This is a genomic window from Pigmentiphaga sp. GD03639 (assembly GCF_029845405.1).
GTDB classification, from domain to species: Bacteria; Pseudomonadota; Gammaproteobacteria; order Burkholderiales; family Burkholderiaceae_B; genus Pigmentiphaga; species Pigmentiphaga daeguensis.
In genome coordinates this window covers 1-19,199 of the sequence record NZ_JAOCLR010000034.1, presented here as the reverse complement: position 1 = coordinate 19,199, position 19,199 = coordinate 1, and the positions used below count along the sequence as shown (strand labels likewise).

The following is a 19,199-nucleotide window of genomic DNA, read 5'->3' as shown; positions in this document are numbered from 1 at the left end:
GTGAGTATTTATTGTTTCATTCGTTAATTATTCGGGTGGCGGTCACGGACAAAGAAAAAGGCATGCTCGCGCATGCCTTTTGCGTGGCGCGGCCGGGCTGGCCGCGGGGCGATACGATCAGCGGTGCGTGGCCACCAGGGCGTCGCCGCCTTCCAGGTCGGTTTCGATCTGGCGGGCGCCTGAGGCGCTCAGGGCCCGGTCCAGGCGCTCCTTGTCCAACTCGCCTTCCCAGCGGGCCACGACGATGCTGGCCACCGCGTTGCCCACCAGGTTGGTCAGCGCGCGGCACTCGGACATGAAGCGGTCGATGCCCAGGATCAGCGCCATGCCGGCCACCGGGACCGCAGGCACGACCGACAGCGTCGCCGCCAGGGTGATGAAGCCCGCGCCGGTGATGCCCGCCGCGCCCTTGGAACTGAGCATCGCCACGAGCAGCAGAAGGACCTGGTCCACCAGCGACAGGTGGATGTCCGTCGCCTGGGCGATGAACAGCGCCGCCAGGGTCATGTAGATGTTGGTGCCGTCCAGGTTGAAGGAATAGCCGGTGGGGATGACCAGGCCGACCACGGGCTTGGAGCAGCCGGCGCGTTCCATCTTCTCCATCAGCGTGGGCAGGGCCGCCTCGGACGAGCTGGTACCCAGCACGAGCAGCAGTTCCTCGCGGATGTAGCGGATCAGCTTCAGGATGGAGAAGCCGTTGTACCGGGCCACCGCGCCTAGCACCACAAGCACGAACAGCAGCGAGGTCAGGTAGAAGGTTCCGACCAGCAGCGCCAGGTTGGCGATGGAGCCTATGCCGTACTTGCCGATGGTGAACGCCATGGCCCCGAAGGCGCCTATGGGGGCGGCCTTCATCAGGATGGCGACCAGCCTGAAGAAGGCGGACGAGATGGATTGCAGGAAATTCAGGACCGGCGCGCCCTTGTCGCCCACGGCGCCCAGCGAGATGCCGAACAGCACGGAGAAGAACAGCACCTGCAGGATGTCGCCGCTGGCGAAGGCACTGACCACCGTGTCCGGGATGATGTTCATCAGGAACCCGACTAGGGTCTGGTCATGGGCCTTGGCCGAGTACGAGGCCACCGCCTTCGAGTCCAGCGTGGCGGGATCGATGTGCAGGCCGGTGCCAGGGTGGACGACGTTGGCCACGACCATGCCGATGATGAGGGCCAGCGTGGAAAAGGTCAGGAAATAGATCATGGCCTTGCCCACGACGCGGCCCACTTTCTGCAGGTCCCGCATGCCGGCGATGCCGGTCGTGACCGTCAGGAAGATGACCGGCGCGATGATCATCTTCACCAGCTTGATGAAGGCATCGCCCAGGGGTTTCATCGATTCCCCGATCTGTGGGTAGAAGTGGCCGAGCAGGATGCCCACCGTGATGGCGAACAGCACCTGCACGTACAGGATCTGGTAGAACTTCTTCTTGCGCACGGGCGCCTGCTCCGTGCCGGGTATGTCGATCATCGGGATGTCCCCTTCCAGTGGCTGCCTGCCCGCCGGGTGTCGTGGCGCGCGCAGCCTCGTTTTCAACGGATGCCGAGCTCGTTGGAGCTTCGTTGACGCTCGTTATGCAATCGGCATGCCTGGCCCATGGTGCCGGTCTTGCATCCGTAACTCATTGATTCAATAGAATATTTTTTCCCGCTGAACACCTATTGCCGGGATGGTTGTGCGGTTTTTCGCCCATTCATGGTTTTGGTGTGTGAAAATCCGCACATTGCCTTCCCGTCCGTCGCCATGTCCTCGTCTTTCGCGCCGCGCCCGGACGCGCCCTCCGCGTCGCCTTCCTTCCGGGTTCCCGGTCATGGCCGCGCATGGGCCTGTTTCGTCCTGATCGGCGCCGCGCTGCTGGCGGCCGCGCTGTGGGCGGCCGGAGGCATAGGCCGCGAGCAGGCCTACGCGGAGGTCGCGGCGGCGGCCCGCAACGCGGCGGCGCTGAAGGTCGCGCTGCTGACTGCCGAACTCGACAAGCAGCGTTCGCTGCCATTCGTGCTGGCGCAGGATTCCGAGGTCCGGGCAGCGCTCGCCACCGGCGACCCGGCGCGCTATGGCGCCCTGAATCTCAAGTTCGAGGCGCTGAGCCGGGATACCGGCGCCGCCGTCATCTACCTGCTCGATCCTCGCGGCGTGAGCATGGCGGCCAGCAACTGGAACCAGCCCACCAGTTTCGTGGGCTCGGACTATGCCTTCAGGCCCTATTTCCAGGGGGCGGCGCATGCCGGCCAGGCGGAATATTTCGCGCTCGGCAATGTCAGCAATCACCCTGGCCTGTACCTGAGCCGGCAACTGGAGCAGGACGGCCGGACACTGGGGGTGGTGGTCGTGAAAGTGGAGTTCGACGGCGTCGAGGCCGGTTGGCGGCGCTTCCCGGATCCGGTGTTCGTGACCGACGAGCACGGCGTCGTGCTGCTGTCGTCCAGGGACGACTGGCGCTTCCAGGTCTACGGCACGCTGTCGGCGGCGCAGCGGGACGCGCTGCGGACCAGCCTGCAGTTCGGCGATGCGCCGCTTGCATCCCTGCCGGTGCAGGCGGCCCCGGACCGCCCGGGGCAGGTGGTGGCGAGCCTGCCCGGACAGGCCGTCCAGGAGTTCGTGCACGTCCAGGAGCCCGTTCCGGGCACGCCGTGGCAGTTCCACCTGTTGGGCGCGACCCGCGAGGCCATGGCGCGGGCGGCCGCATCGGCCCGCGTGGCCGCCGCGCTGCTGGTGCTGTGCGCCCTATTCGTGGCGGGGATCTGGCTGCATCGCCGGCACCGTGCCCACGATCTCGTGCTTGCCCAGGCGGCCGCGCGCCAGGAACTGGAGTCGCGCGTGGCGGCGCGCACGGGCGAGCTGCGCGCCGCCAACGATCAACTGCGGGCCGAGATGGAAGACCGGCGCCGTGCCGAAGCCGAGCTGCACAAATTGCAGGAAGAACTGGTGCAAGCCAACAAGCTGGCCTTCCTGGGCCAGATCACCGCCGGCGTGGCGCATGAGATCAACCAGCCGGTCGCGGCCATCCGCAGCTATGCCGACAACTCGGCGGCCTACCTGGACCGCGGCAACGTCGAACGGGCGCGCGGCAACATGGCGTCGATCGCCGCGCTGACCCAGCGCATAGGCGTCATCACCGACGAGTTGCGAACCTTCTCGCGCAAATCCTCCGGCGCTTCCTCCGGTCCCGTGCCGGTGGCCGCCGTGGTCGACGGCGCGCTGACGCTGGTCGGTGCGCAGATGCGCCGGCACGGCATCGCGCTGGAACGCGCCGGCATCGGCGACGGCCTGGCGGTGCGCGCCGAGCGCGTGCGCCTGGAGCAGGTGCTGGTCAACCTGCTGCAGAACGCCATCGAGGCGCTCGAGCAGACGCCCGGCCCCCGGATATGGATACGCGCCGTGCGCGACGCGGACCAGGTCGCCATCGAGGTCGGCGACAACGGCCCCGGCCTGCCCGACAGCGTCATGGCGGCCCTCTACACGCCCTTCGTCACCACCAAGCCGCGCGGCCTCGGCCTGGGGCTGGTCATCAGCCGCGACATCGTCGCCGACTTCGGCGGCACGTTGTCCGTGCAGACCGGGCCGGGGCGCGGGGCGTGCTTCACCATCCGTCTTCCCGAGGCTGTTTCGTGAACGCTTCCTTCCCCATCGCCCGCGCGACCGCGGGCACCGACACCGCCGTCGACCGCGTGCTGTTCGTCGACGACGATCCCGCCATGCGGGAGTCCAATCAGCAGACCCTGGAACTGGCCGGCTTCCGCGTCGAGACCGCCGCCTCGGCCGCCGAGGCGCTGGAGCGGGTCCCGGCCGATTTCGAAGGCGTGGTCGTCACCGACGTGCGCATGCCGGTGGTCGACGGGCTGGAACTGTTCCGGCGGCTGCGCGAACGGGATCCGGACCTGCCCGTCATCCTGATCACGGGCCACGGCGATGTCGAGATGGCGGTGGCCGCCATGCACGAGGGCGCCTATGACTTCCTTGCCAAGCCGTATCCGGCAGAGCGGTTGGCCACCGCTGCCCGCAACGCCCTGGACAAGCGGCGCCTGGTGCTGGACAACCGGTGGCTGAAGCGGCTGGCCCGCGACGCCGGCGAAAGCCTGCCGCTGATCGGCGAGACGCCGGTCATGCAGCGCCTGCGCAAGACGCTGGGCCATCTGGCCAGCGCCGACGTCGACGTCCTGGTGCTGGGCGAAACCGGGGCGGGCAAGGAGGTCGTGGCCCAGGCCCTGCATGCCTGGGGGGCGCGGCATGGACAGCCGTTCGTCGGACTCAATTGCGGCGCTTTGCCGGATACGGTCATCGAGAGCGAGCTGTTCGGCCACGAGGCCGGCGCGTTCACCGGCGCACAGCGCCGCCGCGTCGGGCGCATCGAACATTCCAGCGGCGGGACGCTGTTCCTGGACGAGATCGAAAGCATGCCGCTGGCGGCGCAGATCAAGCTGCTGCGGGTGCTGGAGACGCGCGAGGTCTCGCCCCTGGGCACCAACGAGGTCCGTCCGGTGGACCTGCGCGTCGTGGCGGCCACCAAGACCGACCTGAGCGACCCGGCGCAGCGCGGCCAGTTCCGCGCAGACCTGTTCCACCGGCTGAACGTGGTGACCGTCCGCATCCCGCCCCTGCGCGAACGCCGCGACGATATCCCGCTGCTGTTTTCGTACTTCGTTTCCCGCGCGGCGGCCCGCTTCAAGCTCGACCCGCCCGCGATCACGCCGGCTGTGCGCCAGCACCTGCGGTCCCACGCCTGGCCCGGCAATGTCAGGGAATTGATGCACTACGCCGAACGCGTGGTGCTGGGGGTGGAGGAGACGGCGCCCGAGGCGCCCGAGACCGAAGCGACCCTGCCGCAGCGCGTGGAGCGCTACGAGGCCGACCTGATCCGGGAAGCGCTGGCGCGCCACCAGGGCGACATCAAGGCCACCCTGCAAACCCTGGGCATCCCGCGCAAGACTTTCTACGACAAGCTGCAACGCCACGGCATAGACAGGGGGGGGTATGTGCCCCCCCCTACGCGCTAACGCGCGCCCCCCAGGGGGCCGACGGCGGTGGACCGGCGGAGCCGGATCCACCGTGTCGTGGTCTGTATCGTCGTTCTCGGTGCGGAGCACCACGTTCTTGCTTTGATCCTGGGCGCCGCGGATCCGGCTTTGCCGGTCCGCCAGCGCCGCCCCCTTGAGGGGGCGCCCGAAGGGCGTAGGGGGTGGGCTTCCCCTCAGCGCGTAGGGGGGGTTATCCTATACCGGGGACGACCGTGGAGAAGCCGGCGTCCACGTGGGTGACTTCGCCGGTTACGCCGGCGGCCAGGTCAGACAGCAGGAAGGCGGCGACATTGCCGACGTCGTCGATGGTGACGTTGCGGCGCAGCGGCGCGAAGGTTTCGACGAAGTTCAGGATCTTCGAGAAATCCTTGATACCGGCGGCGGCCAGTGTCTTGATGGGGCCGGCCGAGATGGCGTTGGCGCGGATGCCCTTGGGGCCCAGCGAGGTCGCCAGGTAGCGGGTGGCGGCTTCCAGCGCGGCCTTGGCCACGCCCATGGTGTTGTAGTTGTCGACCACTCGCTCGGCGCCCAGGTAGCTGAGCGTCAGCACGGCGCCCGTGCCGTTGCCTTCCGGCCCTTGCAGCAGGGGCAGGGCGGCCTTGGCCATGGCGGGGAAGCTGTAGGCAGAGATGTCGTGCGCGATGCGGAAGCCTTCGCGCGACAGGCCGTCCAGGAAGTCGCCGGCGATGGCTTCGCGCGGCGCGAAGCCGATCGCGTGCACCAGGCCGTCGAGCTTGGTCCAGGTCTTGCCCAGGTCGGCGAACACGGCCTCGATCTGCGCGTCGTCGGCCACGTCGCACGGGAACACGAGCTGGCTGTCGAATTCGGCGGCGAATTCGGTGATGCGATCCTTGAAGCGGTCGCCCACATAGGTGAAGGCAAGCTCCGCGCCTTCGCGGCGGCAGGCCTTGGCGATGCCATAGGCGATGGAGCGATTGGACAGCACCCCGGTGACCAGGATGCGTTTACCGGCGAGAAAGCCCATGTCGAGGGTCCCTGTAAAAAGAATGTACCCCCCTACGCGCTGCGCGCGCCCCCAGGGGGCGGCACTGGTGGACCGGCGGAGCCGGATCCACGGTGCCCGGGCAACTGCCTGGGGCTGATGGGGGCGTGGGAGGTGCGAGTTTACTGGATCTTCAGCGTGCGGCCGACAGGGATGGCGGAGCCTTTGATGCGGTTCAGGGCGCGCAGGTGATCGACCGAGACATCGTACTGGCGGGCGATGGAGCTCAGGGTGTCGCCCTTGCGCACCTTGTACGTGCGGACCTGGACGGTCTTTTTCGCGCGGCCGTTGCTCTGGACGGTGGCGCGCACGGGGGTGATGCCGGCGCTGGCGACCAGGGTGGGTTCGGCCTGGCGGCTGGTGGGCACCATGAGGATGTCGCCGGAGCCGATGCGCGAGCGGGTGCCCAGGCCGTTCGCCTTGCGCAGCGTCGCCACCGAGGTGCCGTACTTGCGGGCGACGGTGGTCAGGGTCTCGCCATGGGCCAGCTCATGCGTGTGCCACGACGACAGCGAGCCGCTGTAGGCGCGCAGGTTGGCCTCGAAAATGCTGATGCGGTCGGCCGGCAGCAACAATGTGGGTTCGTGGCTGCCCAGGATCACGCCGCGGTTGAACGACGGGTTGAGCGCCTTGAATTCCTCGAGCGGCATCTCGGCCAGCTGGGCGGCCAGCTTCACGTCGATGTTGCGGCTCTTGGTGATGGTGACGAAATAGGGCTGGTTGTCGATCGACGGCAGCGCGATGTTGTAGGCGGCCGGGTTGGAGATGATGTTCTTGATCGCCTGCAGCTTGGGGATGTAGTTGCGCGTCTCGTCCGGCATGTCGAGCGACAGGTAGTCGGTCGGCAGGCTGCGGGCCGTGTTCTTGTCGATGGCGCGCTTGACCGAGCCTTCGCCCCAGTTGTAGGAGGCCAGCGCCAGGTGCCAGTCGCCGTGGAAGTCGAACAGGTATTGCAGGTAGTCCAGCGCGGCGCGGGTCGAGGCGATGGGGTCGCGCCGTTCGTCGCGCCACCAGTCCTGCTTCAGGTTGAAGCCGCGGCCGGTGGCGGGAATGAACTGCCACAGGCCCGACGCCTGCGAGCGCGACAGCGCCCACGGGTCGTACGAGCTTTCCACGAAGGGCAGGAGCGCCAGTTCGGTCGGCATGCCGCGCTGGTCGATTTCCTCGACGATGTAGTACAGATACTTGCCGGCGCGTTCGGCCGTGCGCTGGATATAGTCCGGGCGCGAGGCGTAGAAGTTCTCCCACTCCTTGACCAGCGGCGTGTCGATGTTGGGCACCGCGTAGCCGCGCCGGATGCGGGTCCAGATATCCGCCGGCTGCACGGTCAGGTCGACCATGCGCGGCTCCAGGCCATCATCGGGCGTTTGCAGGCTCAGCGGGGCGTCGATGCGTCGGCCGGCGGTACGGGGGGACTGGGCGATTCGCGGGGAGGAAGAGAAGCCGGCGGGGTTGTCGGTGCCGGTGGAGGCGGCGGACGCCACACCTTGCATGTCCTGGCCGGTTGCCGCGGGGCGTTCCATCGAAGCGCAGCCCGCCAGGACCATCACGCACCCGGCGATCAGGATTTTGTACAGGGAGGCTGGACGACCATCGCGGACGCCCGCCCGCAGATTCCAGACGCCGCGGGGGCGCAATAGCATGTTTCGTGTCCTTGACCACATGCCTCGCTGGGCCTCGTCCCGGAGGACGGGGCCCAGCGAGGCAGTTTCAATTTGGAGCCGCGGGGGATCCCGGGAAGGGGCGGGGCCCCGGCTCGGGGGACCGGCGCGGCTCACGGTGCATTTAGCGCGGCATAGTACGAATCGAGAATGGTTTCCGTCAACCCGCTTTTACAAATTCGAAGCTTTTGGCGGGCATTGAACGGAAATCGAGGCAAGATGCGGCGTGCTCTACCGGAAATCGTTCTTCCATTCGCGCAGCGCGGCAAACACCTCGACGGCGTCGGCCAGTGGCCTGCCGGCGTGGGCCGACGCGGCGGCCGCCACCTCGGGAACGGCGGTGCGCAGGAACGGGTTGACCTGGCGCTCCAGGTCCAGCGTGGTCGGCACGGTGGGCTGGGATTGTTCGCGCAGGTGGCGCGCCTGCTGGTGCCACACCTGGAGCGCGGCGTTGTCGGGTTCGACCGCGGCGGCCCAGGCCAGGTTGGACAAGGTGTATTCGTGCGCGCAATACACGCGCGTCTTGGCCGGCAGGGCGGCCAGCTTGTCCAGCGAGGCCTTCATCTGCTGCGGCGTGCCCTCGAACAGGCGGCCGCAGCCCGAGGCGAACAGCGTGTCGCCGCAGAACACCAGCGGTTCGACGCCCGCCGCGCGGCCGGCGTACGCGATGTGGCCGGCGGTATGCCCCGGCACGTCCAGCACTTCCAGGTCCAGGTCCAGCTCGGGCAGGGTGACCCGGTCGCCCTGGGCGAGGCGGCGGTCGCAATGGGGCAGTTTCTCGCCCGCGGGGCCGAACACCGTGGCGCCGGTGCGTTCGACCAGCGCCAGGACGCCGCCGACATGGTCCTTGTGGTGGTGAGTCAGTAGAATGGCACGAAGCTGGAGACGCTGCTGCTGCAGCGAGGCCAGGACCGGCGCGGCGTCGCCGGGGTCCACCACGGCTGCCAGCGTGCCCTGCCGGATCAACCACAGGTAGTTGTCATTGAAGGCGGGAATGCCGGTTATGCCGGCCGTCGGACCGGTATCTTGCGGGCCGGCCGATCGCTTGCTTCCTTTCGAGTCTTTCATTCCGATGCTGCCGTCTGACGTCCAGGATTCTCCGATTGTAGAGCTTGCCGCGTGGCTGGCGTCCGATCCCGGCCGCCACGCGCTCGCCTGGGAGCAGGCGCGGCTGGACGAGGCGGTCTCCGACGTATTCGGCTTCCACGCCATGCAGGCCGGCCTGGCCGAACTGGACGCGCTGCGCGCCAACCGCATGCCCTTCAAGGGCTATGTCGCCGGCGCGATGCCGTCCGAGCCGCAGCGGGCGCGCTGGAACGTGTTCGTGGTGGCCGACCTGGAGGCGCTGCCGTTCGATTCGCAGAGCCTGGACCTGCTGGTCCTGCCCCACACCCTGGAATGCTCGGACGATCCCCACCAGGTCCTGCGCGAGGCCGAGCGGGTGCTGATTCCCGAAGGGCGGCTGGTGATCACCGGCTTCAATCCCTGGAGCCTGTGGGGCGCCGGCCGCCTGCTGGGCCGCCGCCGGTCCTTCCTGCCGCCGGGCATCCAGCCCCTGTCCCCCGCGCGGCTCAAGGACTGGCTCAAGCTGCTGTCGTTCGAGGTCGAGGGCGGCCGCTTCGGCATCTATGCGCCGGCCTGCCGCACCGAGAAATGGCTGCGCCGCTACGCCTTCATGGAAAGCGCTGGCGAGCGCTGGTGGCCGGTATGCGGCGGGCTGTACGTGGTGTCCGCGGTCAAGCGCACGGTGGGCATGCGGCTGATCGGCCCCGCCTGGAAAAAGCAGAAGGCGCCGCGCCGGGCCGCGGTGGCCACGGCCCGGGAGGTCCATCCGCTGCGGACCGGGCGCGAACCTTCGCGATAAGCCGCCCGCGGGCGTCAGGCGTCGAACAGGTTCTGCCGGATCTGCTGCAGGTGGCCCAGCAGGAGATCCCGCGCCTGGGCGGCGTCGCGGTCCTTCAATGCCTCGACGATGGCGCGGTGCTGCCGCTGGTACTGCGCCCGCCGCTCCGGCGTGAGCGAGCGGCGCTTGAGGCGGCCCCACTCGCCTTGCTCGCGGACGCGGTTGGTCAGCTCCAGGATCTGGAGGAAGAACGAGTTGTGGGTGGCTTCGGCGAATGACTTGTGGAGTTCGCCGTCCCAGTGCTCGAAAGCCTCGATGCTGGCGGCGAGCTCGGATTCCTCCACGCATTGCTGCATGCGGGCGAAGTCGGCGGCATTGGCGTTGCGCGCGATCAGGGCCGGCATCAGGGGTTCGATCAGCAGCCGTGCTTCCATGAGTTCCGCCGGACTGGTGCTGACCTCGGGCGCGGGCGCCGGGCCGCCGGCCAGCGCCTGCGCGCCCTCGGCGACGAAGGTGCCGCTGCCCACCGACTGGACGATCAGGCCGCGGGTGCGCAGGTCGGCCAGCACCCGGCGTACCGATCCGCGCGAAATCGCGAAGCGCTGGCTCAGTTCCCGCTCTGGCGGCAGCTTGACGCCGACGTGCAGTCGGCCGCTCGATATTTCCCCCAGCAGGTGATGCATGAGCTCCTTGGCTCCAGGGGCGCGCGAAATGGGGCTGTGCGCTGCGGATTCGTCCATGGTGGCTGTCCCTCGTTCTGCCGCTACCTTAATCCAATGGTACCAATTGGTCAAATATCGAAGCGCCATATGCTTGATGGAGATCCATTTTGGTTTTATATTGGTATATGAATTTACCAATTGGACCTGTGCAAGCACCATGAAATTCGCTCACCTGATTGCCGACGGCAAACCCGCCATCGTTCTCGTCGATGCCGACATGCGGCACTATTGGCCGTTGGCCGACCTGGTCCCCGGGTTCTCCGGCGACATGATCCAACTGGTGCAGGATTTTGGGAAGTTCCGTTCCAGCCTCGCCCCGCGCGGCACCGGCCGGCCGTTGGCCGGCGCGCGATTGCTGGCGCCCATCGATCGCCCCCGGCGCAACATCTTCTGCGTGGGCAAGAATTATTTCGAACACGCCGCGGAATTCAGCAAATCGGGCTTCGACTCCAGCGCGAAAGAGGGCGAGCACGCGCCCGAAGCCCCCGTGGTGTTCACCAAGGCGTACAACACCGTGATCGGGCCGGGCGCGGCCATTCCCTCGCACGAGGGCGTCACTTCCCAGCTCGACTACGAGGCCGAACTGGCCGTGGTCATCGGCAAGCCGGGCCGGAACATCCCGCGCGAGCGCGCGCTCGAGCATGTATTCGGCTACACCATCGTCAACGACTTCACGGCGCGCGACCTGCAGAAGCTGCATCGCCAGTGGTTCCTGGGCAAGTCGCTGGACGGTTTCTGCCCCATGGGGCCGGCGCTGGTCACCGCCGACGAACTGGATGCCGCCAATCTCGACATCCGCTGCTGGGTCAACGGCGAGCTGCGCCAGAATGCCAATACCCGGCAGTTGATCTTCGACATCCCGACGTTGATCGCGACCATCTCGGCCGGCATCACGCTGGAACCCGGGGACGTGATCGCCACTGGGACGCCGGCGGGCGTGGGCATAGGCTTCAATCCGCCCCGCTTCGTCAAGCGCGGCGACGTGATCCGCATCGAAGTGCAAGGCATAGGCGTGCTGGAGAACGCCGTCGATTGAAGGCGCGGGGCGCAGGCCGCGCGCCGCCCGGCATCCCCGGCTACACGGGGGCGGGCGCAACCCGAAGGGAAACGAGGAGACGACATGAAACGCACCTTGCTGGTCTGGGCGGCCTGCTGCGCCGTCCTGGGCGGCGCGCCGGCCGCCGCGCAGGAATCCTGGCCGACCCGGCCCATCACCATGATCGTGCCTTTCCCGCCGGGGGGCGTGGCCGATACCGTTGCCCGGCCGGTGGCCGAGTCCATGAGCCGCTTCCTGGGCCAGGCCGTGGTGGTCGAGAACCGGGGAGGGGCCGGCGGCGGCGTCGGCATGGGGCATGTCGCCAAATCGGCGGCCGATGGCTACACCATCATGATGGCGCTGTCGTCCATCTCCATCCTGCCCGAGGCCGACAAGCTGCTCGGCAGGGAGCCGATGTACCAGTTGTCCCAGTTCACCCCCATCGCGCGCTTCACCGCCGACCCGACCGTGCTGGTGGTGCGGTCCGACAGTCCGTGGAAGACGGCGCAGGAGTTCATCGCGGCGCAGAAGAAGGGCGACCGCGACGTGGCCTACGGCTCCTCGGGCAATTACGGCACCATGCACGTGCCGATGGAAATGCTGCGCAACGAGTCGAACCTGCGCCTGCTGCACGTGCCCTATACCGGCGCCGGGCCGGCCATCGTGGCGCTGCTTGCCGGCCAGGTCCAGGCCCTGTCGACGGGGCCGGCCTCGGTGCTCCAGCACATCAAGGGCGGCAAGGTCCGGGCGCTGGCGCATTGGGGCACCGGGCGCCTGGAGTCCCTGCCCGACGTGCCCAGCCTGACGGAACTGGGGCACCCGGTACAGTTCGCCCAGTGGTCCGGCGTGTTCGCCCCGGCCGGCACGCCGGCGCCGGTGGTCGATCGCCTGCGCGCCGCCGCCAAGGCCGCGGCTGCCGATCCCAAGGTATTGAAGACCATCCAGGGCGCGGGCAGCCCGGTCATGTACATGGACGCGCCGGAATTCGCCGCCTACTGGCAGGCCGACGCCCAGGTGCTGGCCGAGGCCGTCCGCCGGATAGGCAAGGTCGAGTAGCGAAGGAAAGCGAGGGTTTTCGCGGGGCTGGAAATGCGCAGGATCCCGCGCAATCGTCATGGTCCGATGCTACAGTGAGCGATACACCTTGTTGCGTTTGCCGCTCGCCAGTATGCAGAAGAGTTCCTTAGTTCCCGCCGTGGTGGTTGCCCTCGCCGTCGGGGCGGGAGTCGGCTATTTCTCCCCGCGCCTGTTCCATGCCGGCGCCCCCGCGGGCGCGGCGGCGCCCGACGAAGCCAAGGCCAAGGGGCCGCAAGCCATCCTGGTCGAAGCCCAGAAGGTCTCGCGCAAGCCGTTCGAGCGCGGCATCACCGCCGTCGGCAGCCTGCGGTCCAACGAGTCCGTGACCTTGCGTCCCGAAGTGGCGGGCCGCATCAGCGAGATCCGCTTCACCGAGGGCCAGCGGGTCGAGAAGGGCCAGGTGCTGATCCGCCTGGACGACTCCGTGCCGCGCGCCGAGTTCGAGCAGGCCCGCGCCAACTTCACGCTGGCCAAGAGCAACTACGACCGCTCCATCGAGCTGCAGCAGAAGGGCTTCATCAGCAAGCAGGCCAAGGACGAGGCCGACAACGCCATGAAGGTGCAGCAGGCCGCCATGGTGCTGGCCCAGGTCCGGCTCGACAAGAACGACATCCGCGCCCCGTTCGGCGGCGTGATCGGGCTGCGCAACGTCTCGGTGGGCGACTACATCGGCGCCGGCCAGGACCTGGTGGCGCTCGAGGCCATCGATCCGCTCAAGGTGGATTTCCGCATCCCGGAAATCTACCTGTCGCAGATCCGTACCGGCCAGACCCTGCAGATATCGCTCGACGCCATGCCGGACAAGTCCTTCGGCGGCACCGTCTACGCCATCAGCCCGCTCATCGACACGGGCGGCCGTTCCATCGTCATGCGCGCCCAGGTCAAGAACCCCGGCGGCCAGTTGCGTCCCGGCATGTTCGCGCGCGTGAAGCTGCTGCTGGATACGCCTGCCCAGGCGCTGGCGGTACCCGAGGCGGCGCTGGTTCCGGTGGGCGACGACCAGTTCGTCTACCGCGTGCAGAACGGGCGTGCCGAGCGGGTGCAGGTCGAGGTCGGCCAGCGGCGCGAAGCCATGGTCGAGATCGTCTCCGGCCTGGCCGAGGACGACGTGATCGTGGTGGCCGGCGCGCAGAAGCTGCGCGACGGCGTGCCGGTGAAGCTCGCCGGCGCCACGGCGTCCGCGCTCTGAGGCCCGGCACATGGTCCTGTCCGAAGTCTGCATCAAGCGGCCCGTGTTCGCGACGGTGCTGTCGCTGCTGGTCCTGCTGGTGGGCCTGATCTCGTATTCCCGCCTGACCGTGCGCGAATATCCGCAGATCGACGAGCCGGTCGTGTCCGTCAGCACCGTCTACAAGGGCGCGTCGGCCGAGGTGATCGAGTCCCAGATCACCAAGCCGCTGGAGGATTCCCTGTCGGGCATCGAGGGCGTGGAGGTCATGACCTCCACCAGCCGGTCCGAGCGCAGCAACATCAACGTCCGCTTCCGCCTGTCGATATCTCCCGACGCGGCGGCGGCCGACGTGCGGGACAAGGTCGCGCGCGTGCGCGGCCGCCTGCCCGACGAGATCGACGAGCCCATCATCGCCAAGGTCGAGGCCGACTCCCAGCCGGTCATGTACCTGGCCGTGGAATCCGGGTCGCTGTCGGCGATGGAAACCTCGGACTACATCAACCGCTTCATCAAGCCCCGGCTGTCCGTGCTGCCGGGCGCGGCCGAGGTGCGGGTGTTCGGCGAGCGCCTGCCGGCCATGCGCATCAACGTCGATCGCGGGAAACTGGCCGCCTACCGCCTGACCGTCCAGGACGTCGAGGACGCGCTGCGCAAGCAGAACGTCGAGATCCCCTCGGGACGGATCGAGTCCATGGCGCGCGAGTTCTCCATCGTCGCCGCCACCAACCTGCGCACCAGGGAACAGTTCGAGAACGTCATCATCGCCAACGTCGGCGGCTACAGCGTGCGGGTCGGCGACGTCGCCTCGGTCGGCCTGGGGCCGGTGGACGAGCGCGTCACCTCGCGCTTCAACGGCAAGCCGGCGCTGAACATCGGCGTGGTCAAGCAGTCCACGGCCAACCCGCTGGACCTGTCCAAGGCGGTGCGGGCCGAGATCGAGGAAATGAACGCCACGCTGCCCAGCGGCATGAAGCTGAACATGGCGTACGACACCTCGGTCTTCATCGAGAAGTCCATCGAGTCGGTGTTCCACACCATCGGCGAGGCCATCGTGCTGGTGGTGCTGGTGATCTTCCTGTTCCTGCGCAACCTGCGCGCCAGCCTGATCCCCATCGTCACCATTCCCGTGTCCCTGATCGGCGCCTGCACGCTCATGTATGCGTTCGGCTTCTCCATCAACACGCTCACGCTGCTGGCCATGGTGCTGGCCATCGGCCTGGTGGTGGACGACGCCATCGTCGTGCTCGAGAACATCTTCCGCCACATCGAGGAAGGCAAGTCGCGCATGCAGGCCGCGCTGCTGGGCTCGCGCGAAATCGGCTTCGCCGTCATCGCCATGACGCTGACGCTGGTCACCGTGTACGCGCCGCTGGCCTTCGCCACCGGGCGCACGGGCCGCCTGTTCATCGAGTTCGCGCTGGCCCTGGCGGGCGCCGTGCTGGTGTCCGGCTTCGTCGCGCTGACGCTCACGCCCATGATGTGCTCGCTCATGCTGCGCCACCAGGAGTCGCACGGCTGGCTGTACAACTTCATCGAGAGCGGCTTGAACGCGCTCACGCGCGGCTATCGCCGCGCGCTGTCCTTCGCGCTGTCCCATCGCGGGTGGGTGATCGCGCTGGGCCTGGCCGTGGGCGCCTGCAGCGTGCCCCTGTTCAAGATCATCAAGAGCGAGCTGTCTCCGGTCGAGGATCGAGGGGTCATCTATGGCCGGATCGTCGCGCCGCAGGGCGCCACGGTCGGCTACACCACCAGCTACCTCGAGCGCATGGAAGAAATCTACAAGGACATCCCGGAGATGGCCGCCTACCAGGCGGTGGCCGGCTTCCCGGTGGTGACCGAGGGCAACGCCGTGCTGCGGCTCAAGCCCTGGGAGGAGCGCACCCGCAGCCAGCAGGAGGTCGCCCGCTCGCTCCAGCCGAAGTTCGCCGCGCTGCCCGGCGTGCAGGCCTTCCCCACCAATCCCCCGTCGCTGGGCCAGTCGCCGCGTTCCTCGCCCATCGAATTCGTCATCATGAGCCAGGTGTCCTATCCCGAACTGGCCACGATGACCGACGCTTTCCTGGCCGAGCTGTCGAAGTACCCCGGCGTGCAGAACGTGCAGACCGACCTGCGCCTGAACACGCCCGAGCTGCGGGTGCAGGTCAATCGCGACAAGCTGGCCGACATCGGCGTCGACGTGGACCGCGTCGGCCGCACGCTCGAATCCATGCTGGGCGGCCGGCAGGTGACGCGCTTCAAGGACAACGGCGAACAATACGACGTGCTGGTGCAGGTGATCCCGCGCGACCGCTCCAATCCGGCCGACATCTCCGACATCTACGTGCGGCCCCGTAGTGGCGAGATGGTGCAGCTTGCCAACCTGCTGTCGGTCCGCGAGGGCGTGTCGCCACAGACCCTGAACCACTTCAACCGCATGCGCGCCGTCACGATCTCGGCGTCGCTCGCGCCCGGCTACGCGCTGGGCGAGGCGCTGGACGTGATGAACGGCATCGCCGCGCGCGTGCTGCCCGCCACCGCGCAGACCGACCTGAACGGCCAGTCGCGCGAGTTCCGCGATTCGTCGGGCAGCATCTACCTCGTGTTCGCGATGGCGGTGGCGTTCATCTACCTGGTGCTGGCGGCGCAGTTCGAGAGCTGGCGCAATCCGTTCATCATCATGCTGTCGGTGCCGCTGTCGATGACGGGCGCGCTGCTGGCACTGTGGTTCTCGGGCGGAACCCTGTCCATCTACAGCCAGATCGGCCTGATCACGCTGGTGGGCCTGATCACCAAGCACGGGATCCTGATCGTCGAATTCGCCAACCAGCTGCGCGACCAGGGCAAGGAGCTGATCGAGGCGGTGTCCGAGGCCAGCGTGCTGCGGCTGCGCCCCATCCTGATGACGACCGGCGCGATGGTGCTGGGCGCCGTCCCGCTGGCGGTGGCCACGGGCGCGGGCGCCGAGTCCCGCGTGCAGATCGGCTGGGTGATCGTGGGCGGCATGAGCCTGGGCACGCTCCTGACCCTGTTCGTCGTGCCCTGCGTGTACGCGCTGGTGGCCGGCAAGCGCAAGCGCCCGCTGCCGGTGGGCGAACACCCGCTGGAACCCGATCCCCACGCCGCCCCGGTTGCGCCGGCCCCGGAATCGGTGGGTTAGGGAAGCAAGAGTCGTCGGTAACCGCTTGCGGCCGGCGGGGCCCCACCCCCTCAGGGGCTGTTCGGAGCCGCCGCGCCAGGCGGGCAAAACGGGGAAGCAAGGGCGTGCATGTGTGAGCGCGGCAGTAGGGACAGTCCGGGGGACTGTCCCCGCGCGAGTTCACGCCCGCCCCGTTTTGCCTGCCTGGCGCGGGAAGTTTCGGCGCAGCCGAAACCGGCTACGTCAGCCCCTGAGGGGGTGGGGCCCCGCCGGCCGCAAGCGGTTACCGACGACTCGCTCGGCCAAATATCCTAAACTTGGGGGCCTCCGCAATTTTCTCTCTGGTGCCCCCGCATGCGTTATGTCGTCCTGGATACTGAAACCACCGGCCTCGATCCGCTCCAAGGGCACCGCGTCATCGAAATCGGCTGCGTGGAGATCGTCAACCGCCGGGTCACGCAGCGCCACTTCCACACCTACCTGAATCCCGACCGCGACAGCGACCCGGGCGCCCTGGAAGTGCACGGGCTGACCACCGAGTTCCTGTCCGACAAACCCCGGTTCGAGGACAAGGTCGACGAATTCCTGGACTTCATCCAGGACGGCCACGTCATCATCCACAACGCCGAATTCGACATCCGCTTCCTGAACGCCGAACTGGCGCGGCTGCAGCGCGGCAGCTTCCGCGACAAATGCCTGGGCGTCGTCGACTCACTGATGCATGCGCGCGAACTGCATCCGGGCAAGCGCAATTCGCTCGACTCCCTGTGCGACCGCTACGGCATTTCCAACGCCCACCGGGTGCTGCACGGCGCCTTGCTGGACTCGGAACTGCTGGCCGAAGTCTGGCTGGCCATGACGCGCGGCCAGGACAGCCTGGTGATCGACCTGGGCGATACCGGCGGGCAGGCCACGACCAGCTTCGGCGCCTTCGATACCTCGGTCCTGCAGGTGGTGCCGGTGGACGAAGCCGACCTGGCCGCCCACCAGGCCTATCTGGCGGGCCTGGACAAGGAATCCAAGGGGCAGACCCTGTGGAGGAAGTGGGAACCGCTTCCCACTGCATAAAAAAGATATGCTATAGTTATGGGCTGTCGCGGATGCGGCAGTCAAACCGAAGGTTCTCTTCGGGCGGTTAGCTCAGTGGTAGAGCACTGCCTTCACACGGCAGGGGTCACTGGTTCGAACCCAGTACCGCCCACCAAAGATTCTCAATGAAATCAGGCATCTTCTTACGGCTTGATTTCCAGTGGTACGGAAAGCTGTACCCGGTCAGGGTATGAATCCGTTTGCCCGGTGGGGCAACTGACTCGCCGGTTTGGAGGGCCGCCCAGGCGCGGTCAGTCATCCCTTCCTGCCACTCCCGCAGGTGTACGCAGATAGCTGCTTACATTCTGCCGGGTTCTTCCTATACTTACTGAGCCGTTGCCGGATGATGGCTTGAGTCACTCGCGAGCACTTCTTCGAGTGTGGCCGATAGCGATCTACTCATCGATGTTTGGGACATAGCCGATACCTGAAGAAGATTCTTTCTTAGGGAGGCTGTGCAATGCACGCTTTCGACAACTTCCCGCGCTTGAAGCAGGCTCTTCAAATTATCCCGATGTCCCGGGCAACTTGGTACGCTGGCGTTAGGCCTGGACGATACCCTGCACCGGCGGTAAAGCTTGGTGCTCGTATCTCGGCTTGGCGTGCCAATGACATTCAACTGCTGGCCAGCTCTCTTCAGCGCCTGTCGTGTGTGAGCGTGTTTGCCCAGCCGTCTGGTACGGTATTGACTCCAGAGATTGAGTTCGGCGCTCTCATTGAGCATGTCAGTTGCGACCGAAAGCGACAGCCCCTGTACATGGTCTGAATCGGCTTTATAGGTTTGCAGATCGAAGAGGGCCATAGAGCATTTCGAAGAAATCATCCGCCAGTTCCCTGGCAGGGCTTAACAGCAGTCCATCAATTGAGCCAACGAACCCGTTGCCGTAAAACTCGGGGTTGCCCTCGCCCGCACCAAGTTGCATCTTTTCCTGAAAGCGGCGAAACATGTCACGGGTGTCCGGCGAGCGTATCTTCGGGTGGAGTACGCTATCGTCCATCGTAATGCTGTCCCACTCCAAGAGGCAGTACTTCTGCCGTGTTTGGATCAGAACGCGAGGGATGTTCCGCCGGCGGCACTGGTCATACCAGCGATTGGCCGCATTGATATCGCCACTAGTGCATACGCTCCAGATTGCGTCCGGAATGCCTTCGTCGACAGCCTGGACTAGGGGGGTGCTACCTCGATCTGGGTACCCGAGATCGGATAGACGTTCAGAAAAAGCCGAAGGATTGGCTCGGACTAGAGGTGGGTGGGCTGATCGATTTAAGTCAGCCAGAGCCGCGGCATGAGTACGATAGCCATACGCAGCGGCAAGGGCCTCAGTGATGTGTGATGATTTCACATCAGGCCACGCTCGTTGTGCCGCAGTTTTGACGGCTTGGAGATTGGCAAAGGTAAGTAAGAGGGCGGCCATGACCGTTCCTTTCGAGATGATCGCCAATCGTCGATTACATGACGACCCGAAAGAT

General features: G+C 66.9%; 14 protein-coding genes, 1 tRNA gene and 1 pseudogene. 10 read left to right on the top strand and 6 right to left on the bottom strand.

Features of this window, described 5'->3' with window-relative positions:
* Positions 1-117: 117 nt before the first annotated feature.
* Complete coding sequence (locus tag N5K27_RS24775; RefSeq protein ID WP_132979829.1) at positions 118-1,467, bottom strand: dicarboxylate/amino acid:cation symporter; 1,350 nt, start codon at positions 1,465-1,467, stop codon at positions 118-120.
* Between the two features lie 273 nt (positions 1,468-1,740).
* Here N5K27_RS24775 and N5K27_RS24770 point away from each other — a divergent pair, with 273 nt between their 5' ends.
* Together N5K27_RS24770 and N5K27_RS24765 are read left to right on the top strand one after the other, a co-directional pair.
* Complete coding sequence (locus tag N5K27_RS24770) at positions 1,741-3,609, top strand: ATP-binding protein (protein WP_279819874.1); 1,869 nt, start codon at positions 1,741-1,743, stop codon at positions 3,607-3,609.
* A gap of 83 nt (positions 3,610-3,692) precedes the next feature.
* Positions 3,693-4,991 (top strand): sigma-54 dependent transcriptional regulator, encoded by a 1,299-nt coding sequence (locus N5K27_RS24765; protein ID WP_279819917.1) that lies wholly within the window; start codon positions 3,693-3,695, stop codon positions 4,989-4,991.
* Between the two features lie 211 nt (positions 4,992-5,202).
* Here the strand turns inward: N5K27_RS24765 and fabI are convergent, their stop codons facing one another.
* The 3 genes from fabI to gloB form a co-directional block, all read right to left on the bottom strand.
* Entirely contained in the window at positions 5,203-5,997 is a 795-nt protein-coding gene (gene fabI, locus N5K27_RS24760) for an enoyl-ACP reductase FabI (protein ID WP_087837917.1), read from the bottom strand.
* Between the two features lie 140 nt (positions 5,998-6,137).
* Complete coding sequence (locus N5K27_RS24755; RefSeq protein ID WP_243724525.1) at positions 6,138-7,658, bottom strand: LysM peptidoglycan-binding domain-containing protein; 1,521 nt, start codon at positions 7,656-7,658, stop codon at positions 6,138-6,140.
* 249 nt (positions 7,659-7,907) lie between these two features.
* Positions 7,908-8,744, bottom strand: a complete 837-nt coding sequence (gene gloB, locus N5K27_RS24750) for a hydroxyacylglutathione hydrolase (RefSeq protein ID WP_132979830.1) — start codon at positions 8,742-8,744, stop codon at positions 7,908-7,910.
* 4 nt (positions 8,745-8,748) lie between these two features.
* On the opposite strand from gloB, the gene N5K27_RS24745 reads away from it, so the two are divergent.
* The gene (locus N5K27_RS24745; protein ID WP_087837915.1) at positions 8,749-9,540 is read left to right on the top strand and encodes a class I SAM-dependent methyltransferase; all 792 of its coding nucleotides are present in this window, start codon (positions 8,749-8,751) and stop codon (positions 9,538-9,540) included.
* A 14-nt stretch (positions 9,541-9,554) separates the two neighbouring features.
* Here N5K27_RS24745 and N5K27_RS24740 read toward each other — a convergent pair whose 3' ends face one another.
* Positions 9,555-10,259 (bottom strand): FCD domain-containing protein, encoded by a 705-nt coding sequence (locus N5K27_RS24740; protein WP_279819868.1) that lies wholly within the window; start codon positions 10,257-10,259, stop codon positions 9,555-9,557.
* Positions 10,260-10,398: 139 nt separating this feature from the next.
* On the opposite strand from N5K27_RS24740, the gene N5K27_RS24735 reads away from it, so the two are divergent.
* From N5K27_RS24735 to N5K27_RS24705, 7 genes are all read left to right on the top strand, one after another.
* Positions 10,399-11,277, top strand: coding sequence for a fumarylacetoacetate hydrolase family protein (locus tag N5K27_RS24735; protein ID WP_087837913.1), 879 nt, complete (start codon positions 10,399-10,401; stop codon positions 11,275-11,277).
* Positions 11,278-11,361: 84 nt separating this feature from the next.
* The gene (locus tag N5K27_RS24730) at positions 11,362-12,333 is read left to right on the top strand and encodes a tripartite tricarboxylate transporter substrate binding protein (RefSeq protein ID WP_132979831.1); all 972 of its coding nucleotides are present in this window, start codon (positions 11,362-11,364) and stop codon (positions 12,331-12,333) included.
* A gap of 112 nt (positions 12,334-12,445) precedes the next feature.
* Positions 12,446-13,543, top strand: coding sequence for an efflux RND transporter periplasmic adaptor subunit (locus N5K27_RS24725; protein ID WP_132979832.1), 1,098 nt, complete (start codon positions 12,446-12,448; stop codon positions 13,541-13,543).
* 10 nt (positions 13,544-13,553) lie between these two features.
* Entirely contained in the window at positions 13,554-16,661 is a 3,108-nt protein-coding gene (locus N5K27_RS24720) for an efflux RND transporter permease subunit (protein WP_279819856.1), read from the top strand.
* Between the two features lie 333 nt (positions 16,662-16,994).
* Positions 16,995-17,708, top strand: coding sequence for a DNA polymerase III subunit epsilon (gene dnaQ, locus N5K27_RS24715; protein WP_087837909.1), 714 nt, complete (start codon positions 16,995-16,997; stop codon positions 17,706-17,708).
* A 61-nt stretch (positions 17,709-17,769) separates the two neighbouring features.
* Positions 17,770-17,844, top strand: a tRNA-Val gene (locus N5K27_RS24710).
* A gap of 345 nt (positions 17,845-18,189) precedes the next feature.
* On the top strand, positions 18,190-18,495 hold the full coding sequence (locus tag N5K27_RS24705) for an AlpA family phage regulatory protein (RefSeq protein ID WP_279819853.1): 306 nt from the start codon (positions 18,190-18,192) through the stop codon (positions 18,493-18,495).
* A gap of 7 nt (positions 18,496-18,502) precedes the next feature.
* On the opposite strand, the pseudogene N5K27_RS24700 reads toward N5K27_RS24705, so the two are convergent.
* Positions 18,503-19,199 (bottom strand): annotated as a pseudogene (locus tag N5K27_RS24700) (hypothetical protein); the annotation flags it as partial.

Excerpts from the sequence above, each read along its gene's own strand:
- N5K27_RS24775 (WP_132979829.1), bottom strand. The coding sequence starts at position 1,467 with ATGATCGACATACCCGGCACGGAGCAGGCGCCCGTGCGCAAGAAGAAG.
- N5K27_RS24770 (WP_279819874.1), top strand. The coding sequence starts at position 1,741 with ATGTCCTCGTCTTTCGCGCCGCGCCCGGACGCGCCCTCCGCGTCGCCT.
- N5K27_RS24765 (WP_279819917.1), top strand. The coding sequence starts at position 3,693 with ATGCGGGAGTCCAATCAGCAGACCCTGGAACTGGCCGGCTTCCGCGTC.
- fabI (WP_087837917.1), bottom strand. The coding sequence starts at position 5,997 with ATGGGCTTTCTCGCCGGTAAACGCATCCTGGTCACCGGGGTGCTGTCC.
- N5K27_RS24755 (WP_243724525.1), bottom strand. The coding sequence starts at position 7,658 with ATGCTATTGCGCCCCCGCGGCGTCTGGAATCTGCGGGCGGGCGTCCGC.
- gloB (WP_132979830.1), bottom strand. The coding sequence starts at position 8,744 with ATGAAAGACTCGAAAGGAAGCAAGCGATCGGCCGGCCCGCAAGATACC.
- N5K27_RS24745 (WP_087837915.1), top strand. The coding sequence starts at position 8,749 with ATGCTGCCGTCTGACGTCCAGGATTCTCCGATTGTAGAGCTTGCCGCG.
- N5K27_RS24740 (WP_279819868.1), bottom strand. The coding sequence starts at position 10,259 with ATGGACGAATCCGCAGCGCACAGCCCCATTTCGCGCGCCCCTGGAGCC.
- N5K27_RS24735 (WP_087837913.1), top strand. The coding sequence starts at position 10,399 with ATGAAATTCGCTCACCTGATTGCCGACGGCAAACCCGCCATCGTTCTC.
- N5K27_RS24730 (WP_132979831.1), top strand. The coding sequence starts at position 11,362 with ATGAAACGCACCTTGCTGGTCTGGGCGGCCTGCTGCGCCGTCCTGGGC.
- N5K27_RS24725 (WP_132979832.1), top strand. The coding sequence starts at position 12,446 with ATGCAGAAGAGTTCCTTAGTTCCCGCCGTGGTGGTTGCCCTCGCCGTC.
- N5K27_RS24720 (WP_279819856.1), top strand. The coding sequence starts at position 13,554 with ATGGTCCTGTCCGAAGTCTGCATCAAGCGGCCCGTGTTCGCGACGGTG.
- dnaQ (WP_087837909.1), top strand. The coding sequence starts at position 16,995 with ATGCGTTATGTCGTCCTGGATACTGAAACCACCGGCCTCGATCCGCTC.
- N5K27_RS24705 (WP_279819853.1), top strand. The coding sequence starts at position 18,190 with ATGCACGCTTTCGACAACTTCCCGCGCTTGAAGCAGGCTCTTCAAATT.